A 17,566-nucleotide genomic window follows, 5' to 3' on the forward strand; every position below is an offset into this window, starting at 1 on the left:
CTTGCAGGGGTCTGTATAGCGTTAGGCCACTTCCTAATCAACATAAACTACCTCAAATAAATAAAGGACTTAACATGCTGAGAATGTGGATAGCTATTATCTGCGTGTTTTGTGCAAACTCGCTCTTTGCACAAGATGCACTTCAATACCAAAAACCATCAAAAGAGATTTTAGAGCTCGTGGATGTGACTCTTGCGCCAGCTACCTTGCTTGATGATAAGCAAGAAAATATGGTGCTGATTTTTCGTGATAACTACAAGTCAATCGATGACTTATCAAAAGAAGAGCTACGTTTAGCAGGCCTTCGAATAGATCCTGTGACCAATATTGGTAGTCGTGTAACCTATTACAACAAGCTTGAAATTCAGCGCGTTGGCAGAACGGAAAGTCTCGTCGTTAAAGGGCTTCCGTCGTCGCCTAAACTCGCAAACTTTAAGTGGTCACCTAATCAGCGTTATATTGCCTTTACTCATACCACTAAAACGCGTGTTGAACTATGGGTGTTGGATATCGAAGCAGCCTCAGCAAGGCGTCTTTTTGACAAACCATTGAATGCCAATATGGGGGATGTCATCAGTTGGGATGCAAAAAGTAAGTCACTTCTAGTAAAAGTGGTTCCAAGTGATAGAAAAGCATTAATCGATACTAGTTTAGCGGTTCCTACTGGCCCAACGATTTCTGTAAGCGATGGCAAAAAAGCGCAAAATAGAACCTATCAAGATTTGCTGAAAAACAAAAACGACGAAGCAAATTTTGAGCAACTTGCGCGTGCGGAGATCCATCGCGTTTGGCTTAAAGGTGATAGTGCAGTATGGCGTAAAGCCGGCATGTATGGTGAGGTAAGCGTATCGCCAGGCGGTGACTATGTAATGGTACAAGAGTATCAACGCCCTTTCTCTTATCTAGTGACTTACCGCCGTTTTGGCCATACCGTTGATATTTACAACATGGATGCCAAGCTAGCTAAGACCATAGTTTCAGTTCCTCTTATTGAGGATCTACCGCAAGGGTTCATGGCGGTAAGAACCTACCCCGAGACGTGCAGTGGCGAGATGATAAGCCAAACACTATTGTCTATGCAGAAGCATTGGATGGTGGAGACCCAGAGGTTGACGTAACGCACCGCGACAAGTTAATGCAGCTTAGCGCCCCCTTCAAAGGAGAGCCTTCAGAGCTCTTGAAAACAGAAGACCGTTTCTATCAGTTTATATGGAAAGACGACGGCTTAGCGATTGCCCGAGATTACTGGTGGAATACGCGTAATACAAAAACCTATGTGTTCAGTCCTGATCAAACACAGCCTGTACGCCTTATTTCAGACCGCAGTTATCAAGACCGTTATAGCGACCCGGGCAGCTTTGTTACCCAGAAAAACGCTTACTTTAAAGATGAGTTGGTAGTGAAAGAGGGTAGCGTCTTCTTATTAGGGGATGGATTTACACCGCAAGGACAATTTCCATTTTTAGATAAGTTAAATCTAGAAACGCTAGAAACCACGCGACTTTATACTTCTGAACTTGAAGGAAAATATGAAGACCTGCGTGAATTCAATCTAAACGAAAACCGCTTGCTAGTTCGCATCGAGTCAAAGCGTGACTACCCTAATTACTACTTCAGAAATTTAGATGATAAGTCGCTTAATCAATTGACCGATTTTGACAATCCATTTGAGAGTATTCAAAACGTCAAGAAAGAAGTGATTACTTATCAACGTGACGATGGCCTTGATTTAACAGGGACGCTTTATTTACCTACAGACTATGTTGAAGGTGAACGTTACCCAATGATTTTATGGGCCTATCCAAGAGAGTTTAAAGATAAGTCGAGCGCGGGCCAGAATACCCAAAACCCCAACACGTTCACGTATCCTTGGTACGGTTCTCCTATTTACTGGGTAACGAAAGGTTATGTTGTGTTAGATGATGCATCTTTCCCAATAGTCGGTGAAGGCGACGAAGAGCCTAATGATACCTTTAGGCCGCAGCTGGTCGCTAACGCAAAAGCCGCGATAGATGCGCTGGATCAGAGAGGGCTTATTGACCCCGAGCGTGTAGCCGTGGGTGGGCATAGCTACGGTGCATTTATGGTAGCTAACTTGCTGTCACATTCTGATTTATTTGCAGCCGGTATTGCGCGTTCTGGGGCGTACAATCGCACACTTACTCCGTTTGGTTTCCAGTCGGAAGAGCGCCATTATTGGGATGCGCCTGATGTGTATTACACTATGTCTCCTTTTATGCATGCAGATAAAATGAAAACGCCTTTACTGTTAATTCACGGTGAAGCTGACAATAACTCTGGAACATATCCCATGCAGAGTGAGCGTTATTTCAATGCACTTAAAGGGCTAGGTGCTGTGACGCGGTTAGTCATGTTACCTAAAGAGAGCCATGGTTATCGAGCAAAAGAAAGCGTCTTGCATACATTATGGGAGCAAGATCAATGGCTTGAAAAGTATGTAAAGAATAAAGATACCAAAGCACAGTAAAAGCACGACTTGGTTTTAGAAAAAGGGAAGCTGTGGCTTCCCTTTTTTAATGACAATTACCGCGCAAAACATCGACACACTCTCAAGTGGTAACTATACTTTCGTATAATGGAAGCAGTACTAAGGAGGTTGTGCTTTGGATAGAAGTCAGTTCAGTGCGCATGGCGAAGTGAAGGCGGCGTTTGATGAACATCAGAAAGTTTTGTTTATCGATTTAGTCGGACCATTTAATCTCGAGTTTATGCGCAAATACGAAATGGTTGTTGGTGCACAAAGAGCAAAAATTACCTCGCCTTGTTGGGGAAGTCTTGTAAACATTAATGGTTTGGCACTTGCCCCAATGACTGCCACGTCAAGTGCCCATGCCATTGTAGACAAAGCCGTTGCCAAAGGCTTGGTTGCGACCGCCATTGTGTTTAATGAAACAGAAGGGGAAGAGTTACAGAAAAAGTTTTGGACTCAGCTTTATGAAGGCTCCACCTTACCATTTGCCTTTTTTTCATCGCGAGGCGATGCAATAGAGTGGCTGTCTGAACATATCTACACGTGTATTGAAACCAATAGCGCATGTTACTCCACCACATCACTATAATTCATAGCACTTCGCACATCAGTAAAGCAATTAAGTGCTAGTTATTGTTCCTTAACCTGTGTTTAACTAATTGAACATAAATAATAAATTATTCATTGTTTCGATAGGAAAGGACCTGCTATGACATTTATGATTTCCAAGAGGAAAGGACAAGCAACTAGATTCAGAAATGCTTTGCTAGCAGCTATGGTTACGGCAACGACAACGCTGGCATTGCCAATATTACCAGCTAACGCTAATGACAGTGTCAGTGCGCCAGAGAGTAACACTGCGTCAGTCATTAAGCGTGCTTTGCCTAAATATCCGAAATATGCGGTAAAAAATGGCATCGAAGGTGCCGTGCTAGTTAACTTCAGTATTGAAAGCGATGGCAATGTATCAGATATTGAAGTTGTCGCATCAGACCAAGATGGCCTTTTTGATGCAACGGCCATTCTCGGTGTACAAAAGTGGCTCTACACCAAACCTCACCATAAGATCCGTAACAACTACGTGGCAATTGAGTTCGCATTGACTGATGCACCTAAGGCCTCACAGTTTAGTCATGTAGAGAAAATTCAAGTTCGACCTGACTAGGTCGTGTAAGCCTCACCAGTCCTCTTCATCATCAAAACCGTTTTTCTTTTTCATTTGCTTGTCAGCATTTGATGTTCCATCGGGGTGATCTGACGGTTTTGTTGGTGTTGGGAACTTAAACTTGGCACTGTACTTAAGCAACGTAATATTACCCACTACGACACCAAGAACCAAAACAATAACGACGATTAACCAGCTTAAATCCATTGTGTTTTACTCTTGTTTAGACTGCCTGCAGCCTTAATCAGCACAGGTATTGCCATTATTCAGTACATATCGGTCGTAAAGCGAGGGGAGCATTGCAATAATAACGTCTTTACCCGCCACCTCACTGTTACTTATTGCTCTGTGCAATGCGTGAAGGTTTCTAGCCTTTTCAAACTGCGTTGCAGTTTTTCTATGACTTAAATGCCAAGGTTCGCGGGCAACGCCACCATTGCTTTTGTTAAATGGGCGAAAGAAGCCAAACGACGCCATATTGGCCTCAAGCCAGCATGCCAGCGCATAACATGGACCGTTAATTTGGTACTCGCTTTCGACTAAATTGAACTTGCCAGTGTAACTTGCCACGGCTGTTTTATCATAGACATCAAAATCTGTCCCCCAATGATGCCTGCTACCGCCTGGTAAGGCCGACCACATTAAAATGGCATGCAGTTTATCTTCGTCACTCAGCGAATCATGTTGAAGAGGCTGACTATTCTCATCAAGAATAGGGACTTCCCCCCGCCATTTGCGACTAAAGATTGCAGCTTGACGTGCAAAGTCCCTGTAACTACTGACAAGCTGTAAATCTAGCCCATCCTGCGCCGCGGCATTTTGCATGGCAAAAAAGTCTGATACCACTTCTGGGTGCAGCCTGTGGTTAGCACCTGCATCAACTAAGTAGTCATTCTGCAGGCCTAACCAATGTGCGTCCATTATACGTGGCATTAGCGAGCCAGTAACCTTTCTAAAATGCCAAAATACATATCTGTAAGTTGCTCAAGGTCAGCCATTTTTACGCACTCGTCAATCTTGTGGATTGTTGCATTAACTGGGCCTAGTTCAATAACTTGTGCGCCAGTTGGTGCAATAAAGCGCCCATCAGAGGTACCACCTAAGCAGTGGATAAAACGGTTGGCTTTCCTTTTACTGCGGCAATAGCACCTTGAGTTGCCTCAAGTAATGCGCCCGTATCGGTTAAAAAAGGCTGACCGTTGAACGTCCATTTAATGTCGTAGTCCAGCTCATGTTTATCTAGTATAGAGGTAACTCGATCAATCAATAGCTTATCGGTGACTTCTGTCGAAAAGCGGAAGTTGAAACATACATGAAGTTCACCGGGGATAACATTTCCAGCACCTGTTCCACCATGAATGTTTGAAATCTGGAAGCTGGTTGGTGGGAAAAAGTCATTGCCGTTATCCCAATGTGATTTCGCTAATTCATCAAGGGCAGCAGTCGCCATATGAACAGGGTTCTTAGCTAAGTGAGGGTAGGCAACGTGACCTTGAACACCTTTCACAACTAAATCACCTGTTAATGAGCCTCGACGCCCATTTTTTACGATGTCTCCCACTTCATCTGTTGAAGAGGGTTCACCCACAACACACCAGGTGATTTTCTCATTGCGCGCTTCTAATGTATCGATTACACGTGTTGTTCCGTTAATAAACGGACCTTCCTCATCGCTAGTAATAAGGTAGGCAATACTGCCTTTGTGGTCTGGGTATTTATTCACAAACTCACGAGTGGCAACTAACATAGCGGCAAGACTGCCTTTCATATCAGCTGCGCCACGGCCATGAAGATAACCATCAAATTCTGTAGCAACGAAGGGAGGCGTTTTCCACGCATCTTCAGGTCCACTTGGCACTACGTCAGTATGCCCGGCAAAGCAAAACACAGGGCCTTCTTTCCCTCTGCGAGACCACAAGTTTGTGGTGTCTTCAAACACCATGGTTTCATTATCAAAACCCAGTGCAGCCAAAAATGTCTTCATCGCATCTTGGCAGCCTGCGTCTTCGGGCGTTACCGAACGACGATTTATAAGATCTTTGGCAATCTCAATTACAGAATCGTTTAACAAAATATGCCCTCGTATTGAGCGGGTTTAAATCCAATATAAAAACTATCACCATTTAGCAAAATAGGGCGCTTGATCATGGCAGGGTACAGCTCTAGAAGTGCAAGCGCCTTGTCTCTATCAATAGTGGCTTTTTCTGCATCATCTAGCTGACGGTATGTTGTACCGCGCTTGTTAAGCATTGCTTCCCATCCCAATACTGCTTCAGCTTTTAATAAAAATGCTTGGTCGATACCATCTTTTCGATAGTCGTGAAAAGTAAATGCGACGTTGTTATCTGTTAGCCATTTTTTTGCTTTTTTAATGGTGTCACAGTTAGGGATACCGTAAAGGACTGTACTCATAAAGAAAATTCCATACTGCTTGTTATCATATTTAATAATGCTCGAATAACATGATGTTGTACGCCAAAGTGCTGATGAAAGATGACAGCTTGCGTTCGCTTGTTTAATGCAATCACCACTTTTACTAACCTAATACATTAGGCAAACAAAGTAAGGAGCGCATCTTCGCTCGCTTCTACGTACTTTTTATTGGTCGCCATAACACCCAGCAACGCTTGGGCATTTAACACGGTCATTATACAAATATTTGCCACGCCTTGTTGCTTCAACCAGGCTGAATTTAACGTGAAAAGTGGTGTGTTTGCAGAAAACGAATCGCCTTTTTTCAACGAACAACTAAATTGAGCGCCATGCAAGTGCAGGGTATCAAAACCATACTTTATTTTGCACTTAAGTCCTACAGACGACTTAATTTCAATAGCATAATCGAGTGGTTGAACGCCGAGCACTTTGCCATTAAATGGTGCAAAGACAGTGTTCGCACTAGAGGTAACAGCAGCCCCAGGTCCATGAAAGCCATGCTTAAGGAGCGGATCTTCCAAATCATCAAGGTGTGTCACCTGGCCTGATAATGGACTTACTATGTCAAACCGCTTGTTAAATACTTCCGGAGGATAATGCAGTAACTTACCCATAACCGCTATTTATCCTCGGTAACGGTGTAACCTGCCTTTTTTAGCGCGGCAATCGCATCTGACAATTTATTGCCTTTGACTAGAAAGAAATCAGTGTCAAAAGTAGATACAACGAAAATAGGAACTTTGGCTGCGGCAAGTACTTGGCCTATTTGAGCCATTATTCCTATTAGTGACAAGTGAAGCGGCCCCAAAAGTTCCAGAGCTCTCCAGCCTTCATCGCAATCTAGAGATGAAACTTCCACCGAGTTTGGAACAACAATAGAAAGTTCTTCTTCTGTTTTCCCCAAGAAAAAAAGCGGGCTTTTAAGCACAGATGCGGGTATGTCGCTATCTGGATCCAGGCTGTGAATTGTAAATAAAGACTCGTGTACTAAGAGTGTTTGTTTTGGCATGAGAAACCGAAAAAATGAAAACTTCGAAGATATCCTCATTAAACCACTAACTGTGGTTAAGTGCTACGTGTTATCCACTTAATCTGTGGATAAGTTTGTTGAGTAGTTTGGGGAGTTGTCGTAAGTATATGATTTAAGAGGATTAAATAAACTGTACAAACAATGTTCAGTGGATAACATTATCGATTTTGCAAGCATTATTCACAGGCCTTGTCTACAGGCAAAATAAAAAATGTTTAGTTTTTTTGCAATTTCTTACCTTGACATTGGCGCTATCTCTTTGCGGTTTTGCGTACTTGAACGTTGCAAAAACGCTACATTACTTTCTTCAACCAGTGTTTTATTGCGTTGAATTGTTCTACATTTGTTAACACGCTCTAACAGGTTCATTTTCTAAAACCTCTTCAAGGAATTGTCTTATGTCTGATTCATCTTGGTGCGATATCACAGCAGAGGACGCTGATTCTCTCGTCACATTTTATGAAACCGTAATGGGGTGGAAAAAAGACCCCGTTGATATGGGAGGGTACAACGATTACGTTATGCTAAAACCTGACGGTACCCCAGTGGGTGGAATATGTCACAAAAGAGGTGTTAATGCGTCCCTTCCTGGCGGGTGGATAAACTATTTTACGGTAGACAACTTAGAAGATTCGCTGGCCGCTGTGAAAGCCCGCGGTGGAAAGGTAGTAGGTGACGTTAGGCATCATGGTAATGATAGCTTTTGCGTAATTGTGGACCCATCTGGAGCCGCTTGCGCGCTTTATGAAAAAGGCAGCGGTTAAGCTGCCTTTTCGTGAGCATGAGCGTATTGATTGGGGTGTTATTTGTTCAACACGCCACGGTTAACTTGGTCACGTTCAATAGATTCAAAGAGTGCCTTGAAGTTACCTTCACCAAAACCTTCATCTTGTTTGCGCTGAATAAACTCGAAGAATACCGGGCCAAATACCGTCTCAGAGAAAATTTGCAGCAGCAAACGCGGTTCGCCATTCTCTGTGGTACCGTCTAACAAAATACCGCGCTTTTGAAGCTCATCGACATTTTCGCCATGACCTGGCAAACGCTCTTCCAACATCTCGTAGTAAGTGTTTGGAGGCGGTGTCATAAATTTCATACCACGGGCTTTTAACTTATCGAGACACTCAATTAAGTTGTCACAGGCAAAAGCGATGTGCTGAATGCCTTCGCCGTTATACTTCATTAGGAACTCTTCAATTTGACCGCCCCCGCCAACGGCTTCTTCGTTTAGCGGTATGCGAATCTTGCCATCAGGTGCAGTCATGGCTTTAGATAGCAAGCCAGTGTATTCACCTTTGATATCAAAATAGCGGATTTCGCGGAAGTTAAACAACTTCTCATAGAAGCCTGCCCAAAAATCCATGCGACCGCGATAGACGTTGTGGGTTAAGTGGTCAAGCGTGTGAAAGCCACAGCCCTTAGGATTACGATCAACACCTTCAATCCAATTAAAGTCGATATCATAGATAGTATTGTCGCCTTGATATCGGTCAATAAGGTATAGCATAGCACCGCCAATTCCTTTAATGGCAGGTAGCTTAAGTTCCATTGGACCAGTCTTTGTGTCCATCGGTTGTGCGCCACGCTCCAACACTTCTTTGTAAGCTGTTTGCGAGTCTTTTACTCTAAATGCCATGCCGCACGCAGACGGACCGTGTTCCTCTGCGTAATATGATGCATGGCAATCTTTCTCGTAGTTGCTTAGAAGATTGATGTCACCTTGGCGCCACAGCTCAACATCTTTTGACTTATGGCGCGCTACTAGGGTGAACCCCATTGCTTCAAAAATTGGCTCTAACATGCCTTTTTCAGGCGCGGTGAATTCTAGGAACTCAAAGCCATCTAGGCCAATTGGATTTTCAAATAAATCTGCCATGGAGATTCTTCCTCAACGTAATACTGATTTTGTAATTGTGAGCTGATTGTAAGCGCGAGGTAAAAATGCAGGCAATAGGCTACATTCAGACAAGTCATGCCTTATGGAAAGACCTTGTGTAACGTTTTGTTTTCGCTGGTGCCATATTTAAACAGTAGAGGAGACGTGCGGCCTGTTAAGTGTATGAAAAATATATTCATTATGCTTATTTTGTGGCAGGTTTAAGTGTTCAAAAAAGCGTACACTTAGTGTCGCATGTGAATTGGTGCGTACATATCTAACGTAATGCGCAATGTACACACCAAAAACGATAGCGAATCAAATGAGATACTACTTTGCTCCGTCGTAATATTTCTTCAGTCCATTCCAACAGGCGAGATAGTTTTGCTGACGTATGTCTGCGCTCATAGCATACTGCGTTGGTGCGATGGGATAGCGCGACTCGAACATAAACGCCAGCGTATTTTCGTAGCGCTGAGGCTCGAGTTCAGCATTGGAGGCTTTTTCAAACACTTCCGCTTCAGGGCCATGAGGTGTCATACAATTGTGTAAACTCATTCCGCCAGGCACAAAGCCATGTTCTTTTGCATCATAGGTACCCTCAATAAGCCCCATAAATTCACTCATGATGTTGCGGTGGTAATAAGGCGGACGGAAAGTATTTTCTGCAACCATCCAGCGGGGGGAAAATAACGAAATCAACATTGGCTGTACCTTCAAGATCAGAAGGCGACGTCAGTACAGTGAAGATTGATGGGTCGGGATGATCAAAGCTTACCGTGTTCATTACATTGAACAAAGAAAGGTCGTACTTGTATGGTGCCGAGTTGCCTACCCACGCGACGACATCAAACGGCGAATGATCGAGGGTTGATGAAAATAGGTTGCCACAATACTTATTAATCATGACATGAGGCGTATCGTTATCTTCAAACCACGCCGTTGGGTATTTGAAATCACGTTGATTTGCATAGCCATTTGCACCAACAGGCCCCCGTTCTGGCAATACAAAAGGATGTCCGTAGTTTTCACAAACATAGCCGCGAATAACTTCATCAATAGGTGTCACTGAAAAGCGAACGCCGCGAGGGATCACTAAAACTTCTCCAGGTGACACATTTAGTTTTCCAAACTCAGTTGTGACGAGCATTTTGCCAAGTTGGGGGACGAAAAGCATTTCTCCATCTGAGGAGTAAAAGACTTTGTTTTCCATGGGCTTGTTCGCGACATAGCAGTGTATGCCAATGCCAATTTGCCCTTTAGCATCACCATTGGTTGCAATAGTGACTAGGCCGTCAACGAAATCGGTTTTGGACGTTGGCAAGGCGACAGGGTCCCAACGCAAGACGTTTGGCGGGCAGGGGATTTCAGTTTCTGGCGCCGTGCGAAGTAGGCCATTGTCGATTGGCGTAAAGTCGCCCATCGCAATAGAAGGCCTTATGCGGTATGTCCAGCTACGACGGTTTGAGGCGCGAGGCGCGGTAAACGCGGTGCTGCTAAATTGTTCTGCATAAAGCTTATAGTTAACTTTTTGCGGGCTAAATTGCCCCTTAGGTAAGGCATCGGGCAAAGCCTCAGTTTCGTGTTCATTATTAAACCCACACAAATACGTTAAGTTATCCATAAGCTAATTCCAGCGTTAATTTAAAAAAGATATTTAGTTGCAAATGAAACTAATTGTTTTAGGCTAGAGATAATAGAGGTGTAAATCAATTGTGAACGTGAATGCGCTATCGCGTATTTGAATTGGGAGCGTCTCATTTTGTTTACACAAAAGCGCGTTATCCGTATCGCCAAACGCGGAGTAACGCTTGTCTCACTGGCAGCAGCGCTACAACGAAGAGGTGTTCATGAAGCTTGAGGAGATGTTGGCCTATAAGGTCGCGATGCTTTCTGCAAATGTAAGTAATTCCTTATCGGCAGTTTATGTCAGTCATGGCCTTACCATGGAGCAGTGGAGGGTAATGGCAACGTTGGGCTCGCTATTTAATTCAGTGACAAAGAATTCAGAAGATACAGTAAATAGTATGACGGCCAAGCAGCTGGTTAACGCAACACAACTAGATAAAGTCAAAATTACTAGAGCACTTCAACAAATGGAGCATACTGGCCTTGTAAGAAAAGTGCCTTGTGTGAGAGATGGTAGAGCGGTAAGCGTGTCGCTATCGGTAAAAGGGCAGCAAACATATGATGAAATTATTCCTGCGGTTATGCGGTGGCAGAAAGAAAAGTTGTCCAATATCACTGATTTTGAGTATGAAACATTTCAAAAAGTGATAGATAAGTTGATGGCTTAAAAAATGCGCTAATACCTTGTGCAGCCTGGTCTGACAAGCCTGCCATTCTATCTTCAAAGGGTTACTTTTAACGGCCTAACTGTTAAATTGCCTCGAAATGGCAAATTAAGGATATTCAGTGGCACCTCTTGACGTTTACGCAGGGAAAACTGCACGTGAAACCATCATGAAGCACGGGTTTACTCCCGAGTTGTTTAGTTATTTCTTAGGGGCTTCTGGCGGCCCGAAGTGGTTTTCTCTTGCTTGGTCTTGACCGCGTTCTCTTTCCAGAGTATTTCGCTAATGTGTCTCACCAAATTCATGTGATAGGCTCTTCTGCAGGCGCATTTAGAACAGTTTGCGCTGTACAGGATGATCCACTCGGTGCAATTAACCGTCTTGCGGAGTCTTACTCTACGACGACTTACAGTAGTGATAAACCTACACCCAGGGAAATTACGGAAAAGGCGATAGACCTATTGAAGGTGATGGTTAATGACGAGGGTAAGCAACAGGTTTTAGCTAACCCTCGTTTTAAAGCTCACCTAATTGTTGCTAAGTGCCTAGGCGCAACGCGCTTTGAGAGTAAATTTAGGCAGTTGTCAGGCCTGGCGATGAGTGCTGCTATGAATACAGTAAGTCGCAGAAATCTCTCTCGTCTATATACGCGCTATGTGTTTTCAACGCCAGGTAGTCAGTTAACTATCAACGACCCTTACCATTTACCCACGCAATACCACGATCTTACCCAAGGCAATATACATAACGCGCTTCTTGCTTCTGGCTCTATTCCTGTCGTCATCGAAGGTGTTTCTGAAATTGAAGGTGCGCTTATGGGTATGTACCGAGATGGTGGCATTATCGACTATCATTTTGATTTATCATTTGGCCCCGATGAAGGACTGGTGCTTTACCCTCATTTTTACAATAAGCCTGTTCCGGGCTGGTTTGACAAAGGCCTTAAACGCCGTGTGCCCCACCGCTCTAGCTATGACAATGTTGTTATGCTTGTTCCTTCGGCGTCTTTTGTTGCCAATTTACCGTATGGAAAAATACCCGACCGAAAAGACTTTGAAGTATTAGACGCTGAAACACGCATAAAGTATTGGCAAACTGTTCTAAGCGAAACCGATAGGTTGGGCGAGTACTTTATGAAAGCAGTAGCGGATGGAAGCTTAGTTGACAGTATTAAGCCGCTACCGTTTAAACAGGTGTAAGAGAATAGACGAGGTTAGTCTTTGTTGGTAACGCATTAATCAGTACCAGCATGAAAGGGTGTACAATGTTTAAACATTGCTGACTAATTAAGCACTTAACCTAGATATTATTAACTTTTCCTTGCAGGCAAGCCGAAGCGTAAGTATTATACGCGCCGTTGCCACGACTTATTTGTCACTCTTCTATTGGCAACATCTATGCGTCTATAGCTCAGTTGGTTAGAGCGCTACCTTGACATGGTAGAGGTCCCCTGTTCGAATCAGGGTAGACGCACCATCTATTTTTCTTCCAAAAATTTTTCCACCCCCATTTTAAGAATATCTAAAGTTCCTAACTCACTGTCAGCATTGAATTAATCGGTTTTACGCAGTTTTTTTAGAATTTCTGCTTCCTTTTGTTTTTTCCTTTAAGAACAGATGAATACTGTCAGGATGGTCACGAGTGGTTACAATTCGTGACCAAGTCTAGATTTCACTCCCTTGTTATTTGCCGTTAAAAGTCATAGAGATTTCCTCTTATGGCATTTTGTATTTAACAAAGTCGTCCGACAACTTTTCCCAATTATGTTTCGCACAACCACGCATTAAATTATGTAATGCAGTTTTTTCATAAGCTTTTAGCGAAGTGGCGTTATCAAATAATATGCTGGTTGAAAATATGCCGTAATCGTTTGTCGCGGAGTTCATATTAAACAACGTGAGCCCATCAATCGATGCAAATGCAATATATTCATTACCTCCAGTATTTCTGAGGAACAAATGCTCGCGAGCTTGATTATCTAAAAGTATCACGTGGCAATCAGTAGAAAATAAGTCATCTTTTAACCGTAAAAATGGATGAACGCACAAATTGAAAGGGCGGCGGAAGTAGCTATGCCCTGTTAAAAGGGGTATTTCTTCACATATATAAGCTCTAAATAGCCATTTTTGAATGTTGAGAAACGCATGCTTTTTTAGACGTTGAATTCGATTTAGATGGATGCATTAGAATACTAAGTATTCGGTCACGACTGCCGCTTCTGATAGGGTGGGCCATTTCTTCATTTTCTCAAGCATTCGCCCCCTAACACTAGCTATTTTTGATGCTTAAAAACTTAAGGTTTATTGATAAGAATTCGGAAATGGTATGGTGCAAACAGTTTGCACTTCAGCCAGTTTTAACACCGTAGGTTAGGCGGAGGGTAAATCTATTGTTCTTTCGATAATAAATTCTAGTGCATCGATAGCGAGGAACATAAATTAGATATTGATGATGTCCATTATGCTTGGCAGCCGCAAGCTATAAATTGGTTGCGAAAATTAAAGCTGAACCAGCATAAACTGGTGGCGTCTCAGCTTTGCGAGTATAAGCGAATCAAACAATTGGAAAGAGGAACAGGCTATCCTACGACAGAACTTAAAGTAAAAAAGTATATAGTATTCACCCCAGCTTCACCTCGCAGGGCTCACTGTTGACTCCCATTTATACAGGAGCCTGTTATGTTTAAGTTTATCCAATTCGGCGTATTTATCGCCTTGTTTACATCATTTACAATACTTGCAAATACACAAGTGGCTGATAAATTTTCTTCGGAATACTTAGTTGATCATGTGCCCACTTTGTCCATGCAAGACGATAACGAGCACTTCAGTTTTACCAGTTTCGATGGTCAAACCGTAAACGGGCGTTTAAGTTATCCAAAAGTAAAACAAGATCGCTACCCAGTTTTGATTGCGATGCATGCAATGGGGCGTAGTTTCCCACGTTGGTGGAATGCAAATTTAAAAGGGTCGCCAACTGTTACTCAGGCACATAAAGTTCAAGCAATGGCAAGTCATCAAGGTTTTTCAGTTATCGCGTTGGACGCTAGGCACCATGGTACGCGAAAAGTTCCAGATTATTCATTGTTGACTATTTTGGATAAGCTAGAAGCTGGCGATAGCAAGGCCTATGAAGCGATGATCCAAGACACTGTAAAAGACTACAAAGTCATCCTTAATTGGATATCTGAACAAAGCCAGTTTAAGGATTCGCCCGTTTATGTTGTCGGTTATAGTATGGGCGCACAAATGGCGTTATTACTTGCAGCTTCCGATCAACGAATCGACAATGTTATAAGTATCGTACCACCGCATGTCGAAGATTCGATGCCACATATTTCCCCCCACTTCAATGCAGCACGCATAACGAATGCAGAAGTGTTATTACTTACAGCGAACCAAGACGAATATGCGACTAATGCCCAGTTTGCTAACCTCTTTGAACAGTTATCGACTCAATCCAAGCGCCAGGTTGTTTTCAATTCAGGCCACATTCTTCCGGCTAATTACACAGAAGTTCTTGAACATTGGTTCGCAAAAGCAAACTAATTCGCCAATACTCAGAGAATGGTAAGTGTTTGGCTCTATACTGATATCCCCAAGCTTTGGAGATTTAAGGGCTAGAAGCGTTAGTGCGTAAATCATAGTACGCACTTAACGTATTCAAGGATATTACAACTCCACTTCGTGTGTCGGGCGAGTATTTCTTTTAGGATACAACTTTCAATTTCATATCCAGCGGACCAATAAGCTTTGTAACGTAGAAGAGTGATATGCACTACTCTAAACAATAGCTAAGCGTGTTTTTACTAGGAATCATACCGAGGTCTGCACAGACGACGTCATTTCGAGTAATCGGGATGTCTTTTAAGCTAATTTATTCAGCATATTAACAAGAAGAGTGTGCAGTCACGGGTATCGCGGTGATTGAAAAGTGTGAATAGTGTTAAAATGCGTAAAAAAGAAACGAGGTGCATGAATAAAACAGTTAGATGTACTAGATCAGCGCTTAATTAAATAGTATCCCGCCAAATAGATATCGCCATTTCATAAATGTTTTATAAGTAAAGGGTTTGTGAGGTTTTTACCAATAAATCATGTCCAAGCAATTTGAATTGATCGTTTCATTTTTCAGTTGATTAGGTTCATCAATCTGAATCGACAGTTACTCTTCAATTAAATTCCTATAAAAACTTCACCAAAATTTTACCCTAAAGAGCTCAGAATTTCGAACATAGGTTGATCAGAACCAACATGTATAACTCGTCCACTTACTTAGCTGGTTAGTCAAGAGGTAGAAATGACTAAAGTAAACAATCTTTTTAGCGTAATTTTTATATCCCTTTCTGTAGAAAGTTTCGTTTTGGGTTTGGTGTACAACAGTTTTCTACCGTTTCTCTTAGTCGGTTTACCAACTACGCTTGCTCCTCTTTACTTTTTCAAACAGGCTCCCGACAGTGCGCTGACGAAGCACGTTGTGGCAATTGCCCTAATGATTTTTGCGGCCCTACATATCCATCAGGCTGAGGGACTCATTGAAATTCATTTTGAAATATTCATTCTAATGGCGCTTTTAATTATTTATCAAAATTGGTCTGTCTTTGTGACTGCATTAGTGGTAATCGCTTTACACCACGCGACCTTTTTCATCATGCAAGTTAATTCAGTGGAAGTTATGGTTTTTGATAAATCGAAGCTAACAATCAGTATTCTCATAATTCATGCATTATACGCAGCGCTCGAAGCTGTTGTCGGAGCATACATAGCTATTCTTATGAAAAAGCAAAGCCGTACAGGGGAAGAGCTAACAAGTTTAACTAATTCAATAGTTGCAGACCCTGAAAGAATAAATCTTAAGGTTCAATCAGGAACCAAGAATGACGCAACATTAGCATCATTCGATTCACTCATTTCAATACTTGCTATTCTTATCGGCACGATTAAGCAGCAAGTAGAAGACTTACGTAATAGTTCACTGAGCTTAGAGAAAACAAAGCATCGCTTTCAAAAGTCATCTAGCGAACGGCAAGCCGAAATAGAAGTTATCGCCACTGCAGCTGAAGAAATTTCGGTGACAATATCTTCGATTTCAGAGGAAACCCAAACTCTTCATGAACAAATGCACCAGGCCAACACACTAGCGCAAAACACAAATTTAGACATGGAGCAGGTAGCGAAGCATAGTAATTATCTTACTGAATCAATCAATGAAACAGCAGACCAAATGCATACGTTAATTCAATCTGTAAATACAATATCAGGAGTGCTATCTGAAATAACCAGTATAGCTGAACAGACTAATCTACTGGCGTTAAATGCTGCTATTGAGGCCGCAAGAGCTGGTGATGCGGGTAGGGGCTTCGCTGTAGTGGCAGATGAAGTACGTGCCCTAGCAAATTCAACTACTCAAAGCACACAAAAAATATCCGAAATAATCGGAAATCTCCAACGTCAATCAAGAGCTTCAACAGAGTCGATGGAAACAAGCCTCAAGGTTATTACGACTGTAATTTCTGATACAGAGCAAGCAAAAGAGAAAATTATGGAAACCTCTAATCTTGTGAGCAACGCGACAAATATATCGGTCACAGTAGCAGCAGCCGTAGAGCAACAAGCTGTTACTATGGCCGGGATTGCTGAAAGCTCTGAATCATTGCGTAAACGAACAGAGTTTGACAATCAAGTTATGAAGGAGTTGTCAAAAGACGCCCTAGATCTTAAGAGGTGTTCCGCAGAGCTTGAAGAAAATGCATCAAAATTCCGTTAAATAGCATGAATGAAAAGGCTCCTTATGGCTTAGCGGTGATCGTAGTGTGGTTAAGTCTTACGTTTTACGGTTTTTACTATATGCAGTATGAGAAATTGCGGCCATTCGATCCTGAAGGAAAACTTGAGAAAGTTAACGTTGAAAAACTCTCAGTTCGCATTAATGAAGCTTTTGACTTTTCGAAAAATACCGTAGTTCATTTTGTAGATGAGAAGTGTGGATGTAATTCGAGCAGCCAAAAACATTTGACAAAGCTTTCTTCCGAAGCGTTTGCAAATGGTTACAGCGTTAAGTTCATAGAACCAAAACACTTTCCAATGGTACCCGCAACACCTTCTACGGCAATAATAGGTAGTGACAACAACTTGGTTTATTTCGGGCCGTATGGCGCAGGAATTCTTTGTTCTGATACTAGTGGTTTTGCCCTGACGGTTTTCAGAAACCACTTAAAAGGTTTCGATGCAAATTTGATTGTTTCTGATGTAGACGGATGCTATTGCAATACATGAAA

The 17,566-nt window shown here is 42.5% G+C and carries 15 protein-coding genes, 1 tRNA gene and 3 pseudogenes; 11 read left to right on the forward strand and 8 right to left on the reverse strand.

All coding sequences use genetic code 11. The annotated features are described in order from the left end of the window. The first annotated feature begins 74 nt into the window (after positions 1-74). The 4 genes from V6N89_RS07955 (at position 75) to V6N89_RS07970 (ending at position 3,656) form a co-directional block, all read left to right on the forward strand. Positions 75-1,118 carry a hypothetical protein gene (locus tag V6N89_RS07955; RefSeq protein ID WP_346993623.1) on the forward strand — a complete coding sequence of 348 codons (1,044 nt, stop codon included), beginning with the start codon at positions 75-77 and terminating at the stop codon, positions 1,116-1,118. Then, positions 1,040-2,488 carry an alpha/beta hydrolase family protein gene (locus V6N89_RS07960; protein WP_346993624.1) on the forward strand — a complete coding sequence of 483 codons (1,449 nt, stop codon included), beginning with the start codon at positions 1,040-1,042 and terminating at the stop codon, positions 2,486-2,488. Before V6N89_RS07955 ends, V6N89_RS07960 begins: the two co-directional genes overlap by 79 nt. A gap of 136 nt (positions 2,489-2,624) precedes the next feature. Continuing rightward, complete coding sequence (locus tag V6N89_RS07965; protein ID WP_338517081.1) at positions 2,625-3,080, forward strand: hypothetical protein; 456 nt, start codon at positions 2,625-2,627, stop codon at positions 3,078-3,080. Between the two features lie 120 nt (positions 3,081-3,200). Next, positions 3,201-3,656: an energy transducer TonB gene (locus V6N89_RS07970; protein ID WP_338517082.1), complete on the forward strand. Its 456-nt coding sequence runs from the start codon at positions 3,201-3,203 to the stop codon at positions 3,654-3,656. Positions 3,657-3,668: 12 nt separating this feature from the next. Here the strand turns inward: V6N89_RS07970 and V6N89_RS07975 are convergent, their stop codons facing one another. The 6 genes and pseudogenes from V6N89_RS07975 to V6N89_RS08000 all read right to left on the reverse strand — a co-directional run bounded on the left by V6N89_RS07975 (position 3,669) and on the right by V6N89_RS08000 (position 7,098). Continuing rightward, positions 3,669-3,863, reverse strand: coding sequence for a DUF2897 family protein (locus V6N89_RS07975; RefSeq protein WP_338517083.1), 195 nt, complete (start codon positions 3,861-3,863; stop codon positions 3,669-3,671). A gap of 33 nt (positions 3,864-3,896) precedes the next feature. Next, positions 3,897-4,589, reverse strand: a complete 693-nt coding sequence (locus V6N89_RS07980) for a M15 family metallopeptidase (RefSeq protein WP_338517084.1) — start codon at positions 4,587-4,589, stop codon at positions 3,897-3,899. Next, a pseudogene (dapE, locus tag V6N89_RS07985) lies at positions 4,589-5,727 on the reverse strand (succinyl-diaminopimelate desuccinylase). Before dapE ends, V6N89_RS07980 begins: the two are co-directional and overlap by 1 nt. After that, positions 5,721-6,068 (reverse strand): ArsC family reductase, encoded by a 348-nt coding sequence (locus tag V6N89_RS07990; RefSeq protein WP_338517085.1) that lies wholly within the window; start codon positions 6,066-6,068, stop codon positions 5,721-5,723. Before V6N89_RS07990 ends, dapE begins: the two are co-directional and overlap by 7 nt. A 137-nt stretch (positions 6,069-6,205) precedes the next feature. Beyond that, complete coding sequence (locus V6N89_RS07995) at positions 6,206-6,703, reverse strand: PTS sugar transporter subunit IIA (protein WP_338517086.1); 498 nt, start codon at positions 6,701-6,703, stop codon at positions 6,206-6,208. Positions 6,704-6,708: 5 nt separating this feature from the next. Continuing rightward, entirely contained in the window at positions 6,709-7,098 is a 390-nt protein-coding gene (locus V6N89_RS08000) for an ACT domain-containing protein (RefSeq protein ID WP_338517087.1), read from the reverse strand. A gap of 419 nt (positions 7,099-7,517) precedes the next feature. Here V6N89_RS08000 and V6N89_RS08005 point away from each other — a divergent pair, with 419 nt between their 5' ends. Continuing rightward, on the forward strand, positions 7,518-7,883 hold the full coding sequence (locus tag V6N89_RS08005) for a VOC family protein (RefSeq protein WP_338517088.1): 366 nt from the start codon (positions 7,518-7,520) through the stop codon (positions 7,881-7,883). 38 nt (positions 7,884-7,921) lie between these two features. On the opposite strand, the gene hppD is transcribed toward V6N89_RS08005, so the two are convergent. Further along, positions 7,922-8,995: a 4-hydroxyphenylpyruvate dioxygenase gene (hppD, locus tag V6N89_RS08010; RefSeq protein WP_338517089.1), complete on the reverse strand. Its 1,074-nt coding sequence runs from the start codon at positions 8,993-8,995 to the stop codon at positions 7,922-7,924. Positions 8,996-9,325: 330 nt separating this feature from the next. Next, positions 9,326-10,619: pseudogene (hmgA, locus tag V6N89_RS08015) on the reverse strand (homogentisate 1,2-dioxygenase). Between the two features lie 187 nt (positions 10,620-10,806). On the opposite strand from hmgA, the gene V6N89_RS08020 reads away from it, so the two are divergent. The 6 genes and pseudogenes from V6N89_RS08020 (at position 10,807) to V6N89_RS08045 (ending at position 17,564) form a co-directional block, all read left to right on the forward strand. Continuing rightward, positions 10,807-11,292 carry a MarR family winged helix-turn-helix transcriptional regulator gene (locus V6N89_RS08020; protein ID WP_338517091.1) on the forward strand — a complete coding sequence of 162 codons (486 nt, stop codon included), beginning with the start codon at positions 10,807-10,809 and terminating at the stop codon, positions 11,290-11,292. A gap of 118 nt (positions 11,293-11,410) precedes the next feature. Further along, positions 11,411-12,488, forward strand: a pseudogene (locus tag V6N89_RS08025) (patatin-like phospholipase family protein). 200 nt (positions 12,489-12,688) lie between these two features. Then, positions 12,689-12,765: transfer RNA gene (locus tag V6N89_RS08030), tRNA-Val, on the forward strand. 1,202 nt (positions 12,766-13,967) lie between these two features. Then, a complete protein-coding gene (locus V6N89_RS08035; protein ID WP_338517092.1) occupies positions 13,968-14,837 on the forward strand; it encodes an alpha/beta hydrolase in 870 nt (289 codons plus the stop codon). Between the two features lie 751 nt (positions 14,838-15,588). Then, positions 15,589-17,055 (forward strand): methyl-accepting chemotaxis protein, encoded by a 1,467-nt coding sequence (locus V6N89_RS08040; protein WP_338517093.1) that lies wholly within the window; start codon positions 15,589-15,591, stop codon positions 17,053-17,055. Between the two features lie 5 nt (positions 17,056-17,060). After that, on the forward strand, positions 17,061-17,564 hold the full coding sequence (locus V6N89_RS08045; protein ID WP_338517094.1) for a DUF6436 domain-containing protein: 504 nt from the start codon (positions 17,061-17,063) through the stop codon (positions 17,562-17,564). Positions 17,565-17,566: the final 2 nt, after the last annotated feature.

The sequence above is a fragment of the Alteromonas gracilis genome (assembly GCF_036870955.2).
GTDB classification, from domain to species: Bacteria; Pseudomonadota; Gammaproteobacteria; order Enterobacterales; family Alteromonadaceae; genus Alteromonas; species Alteromonas gracilis_A.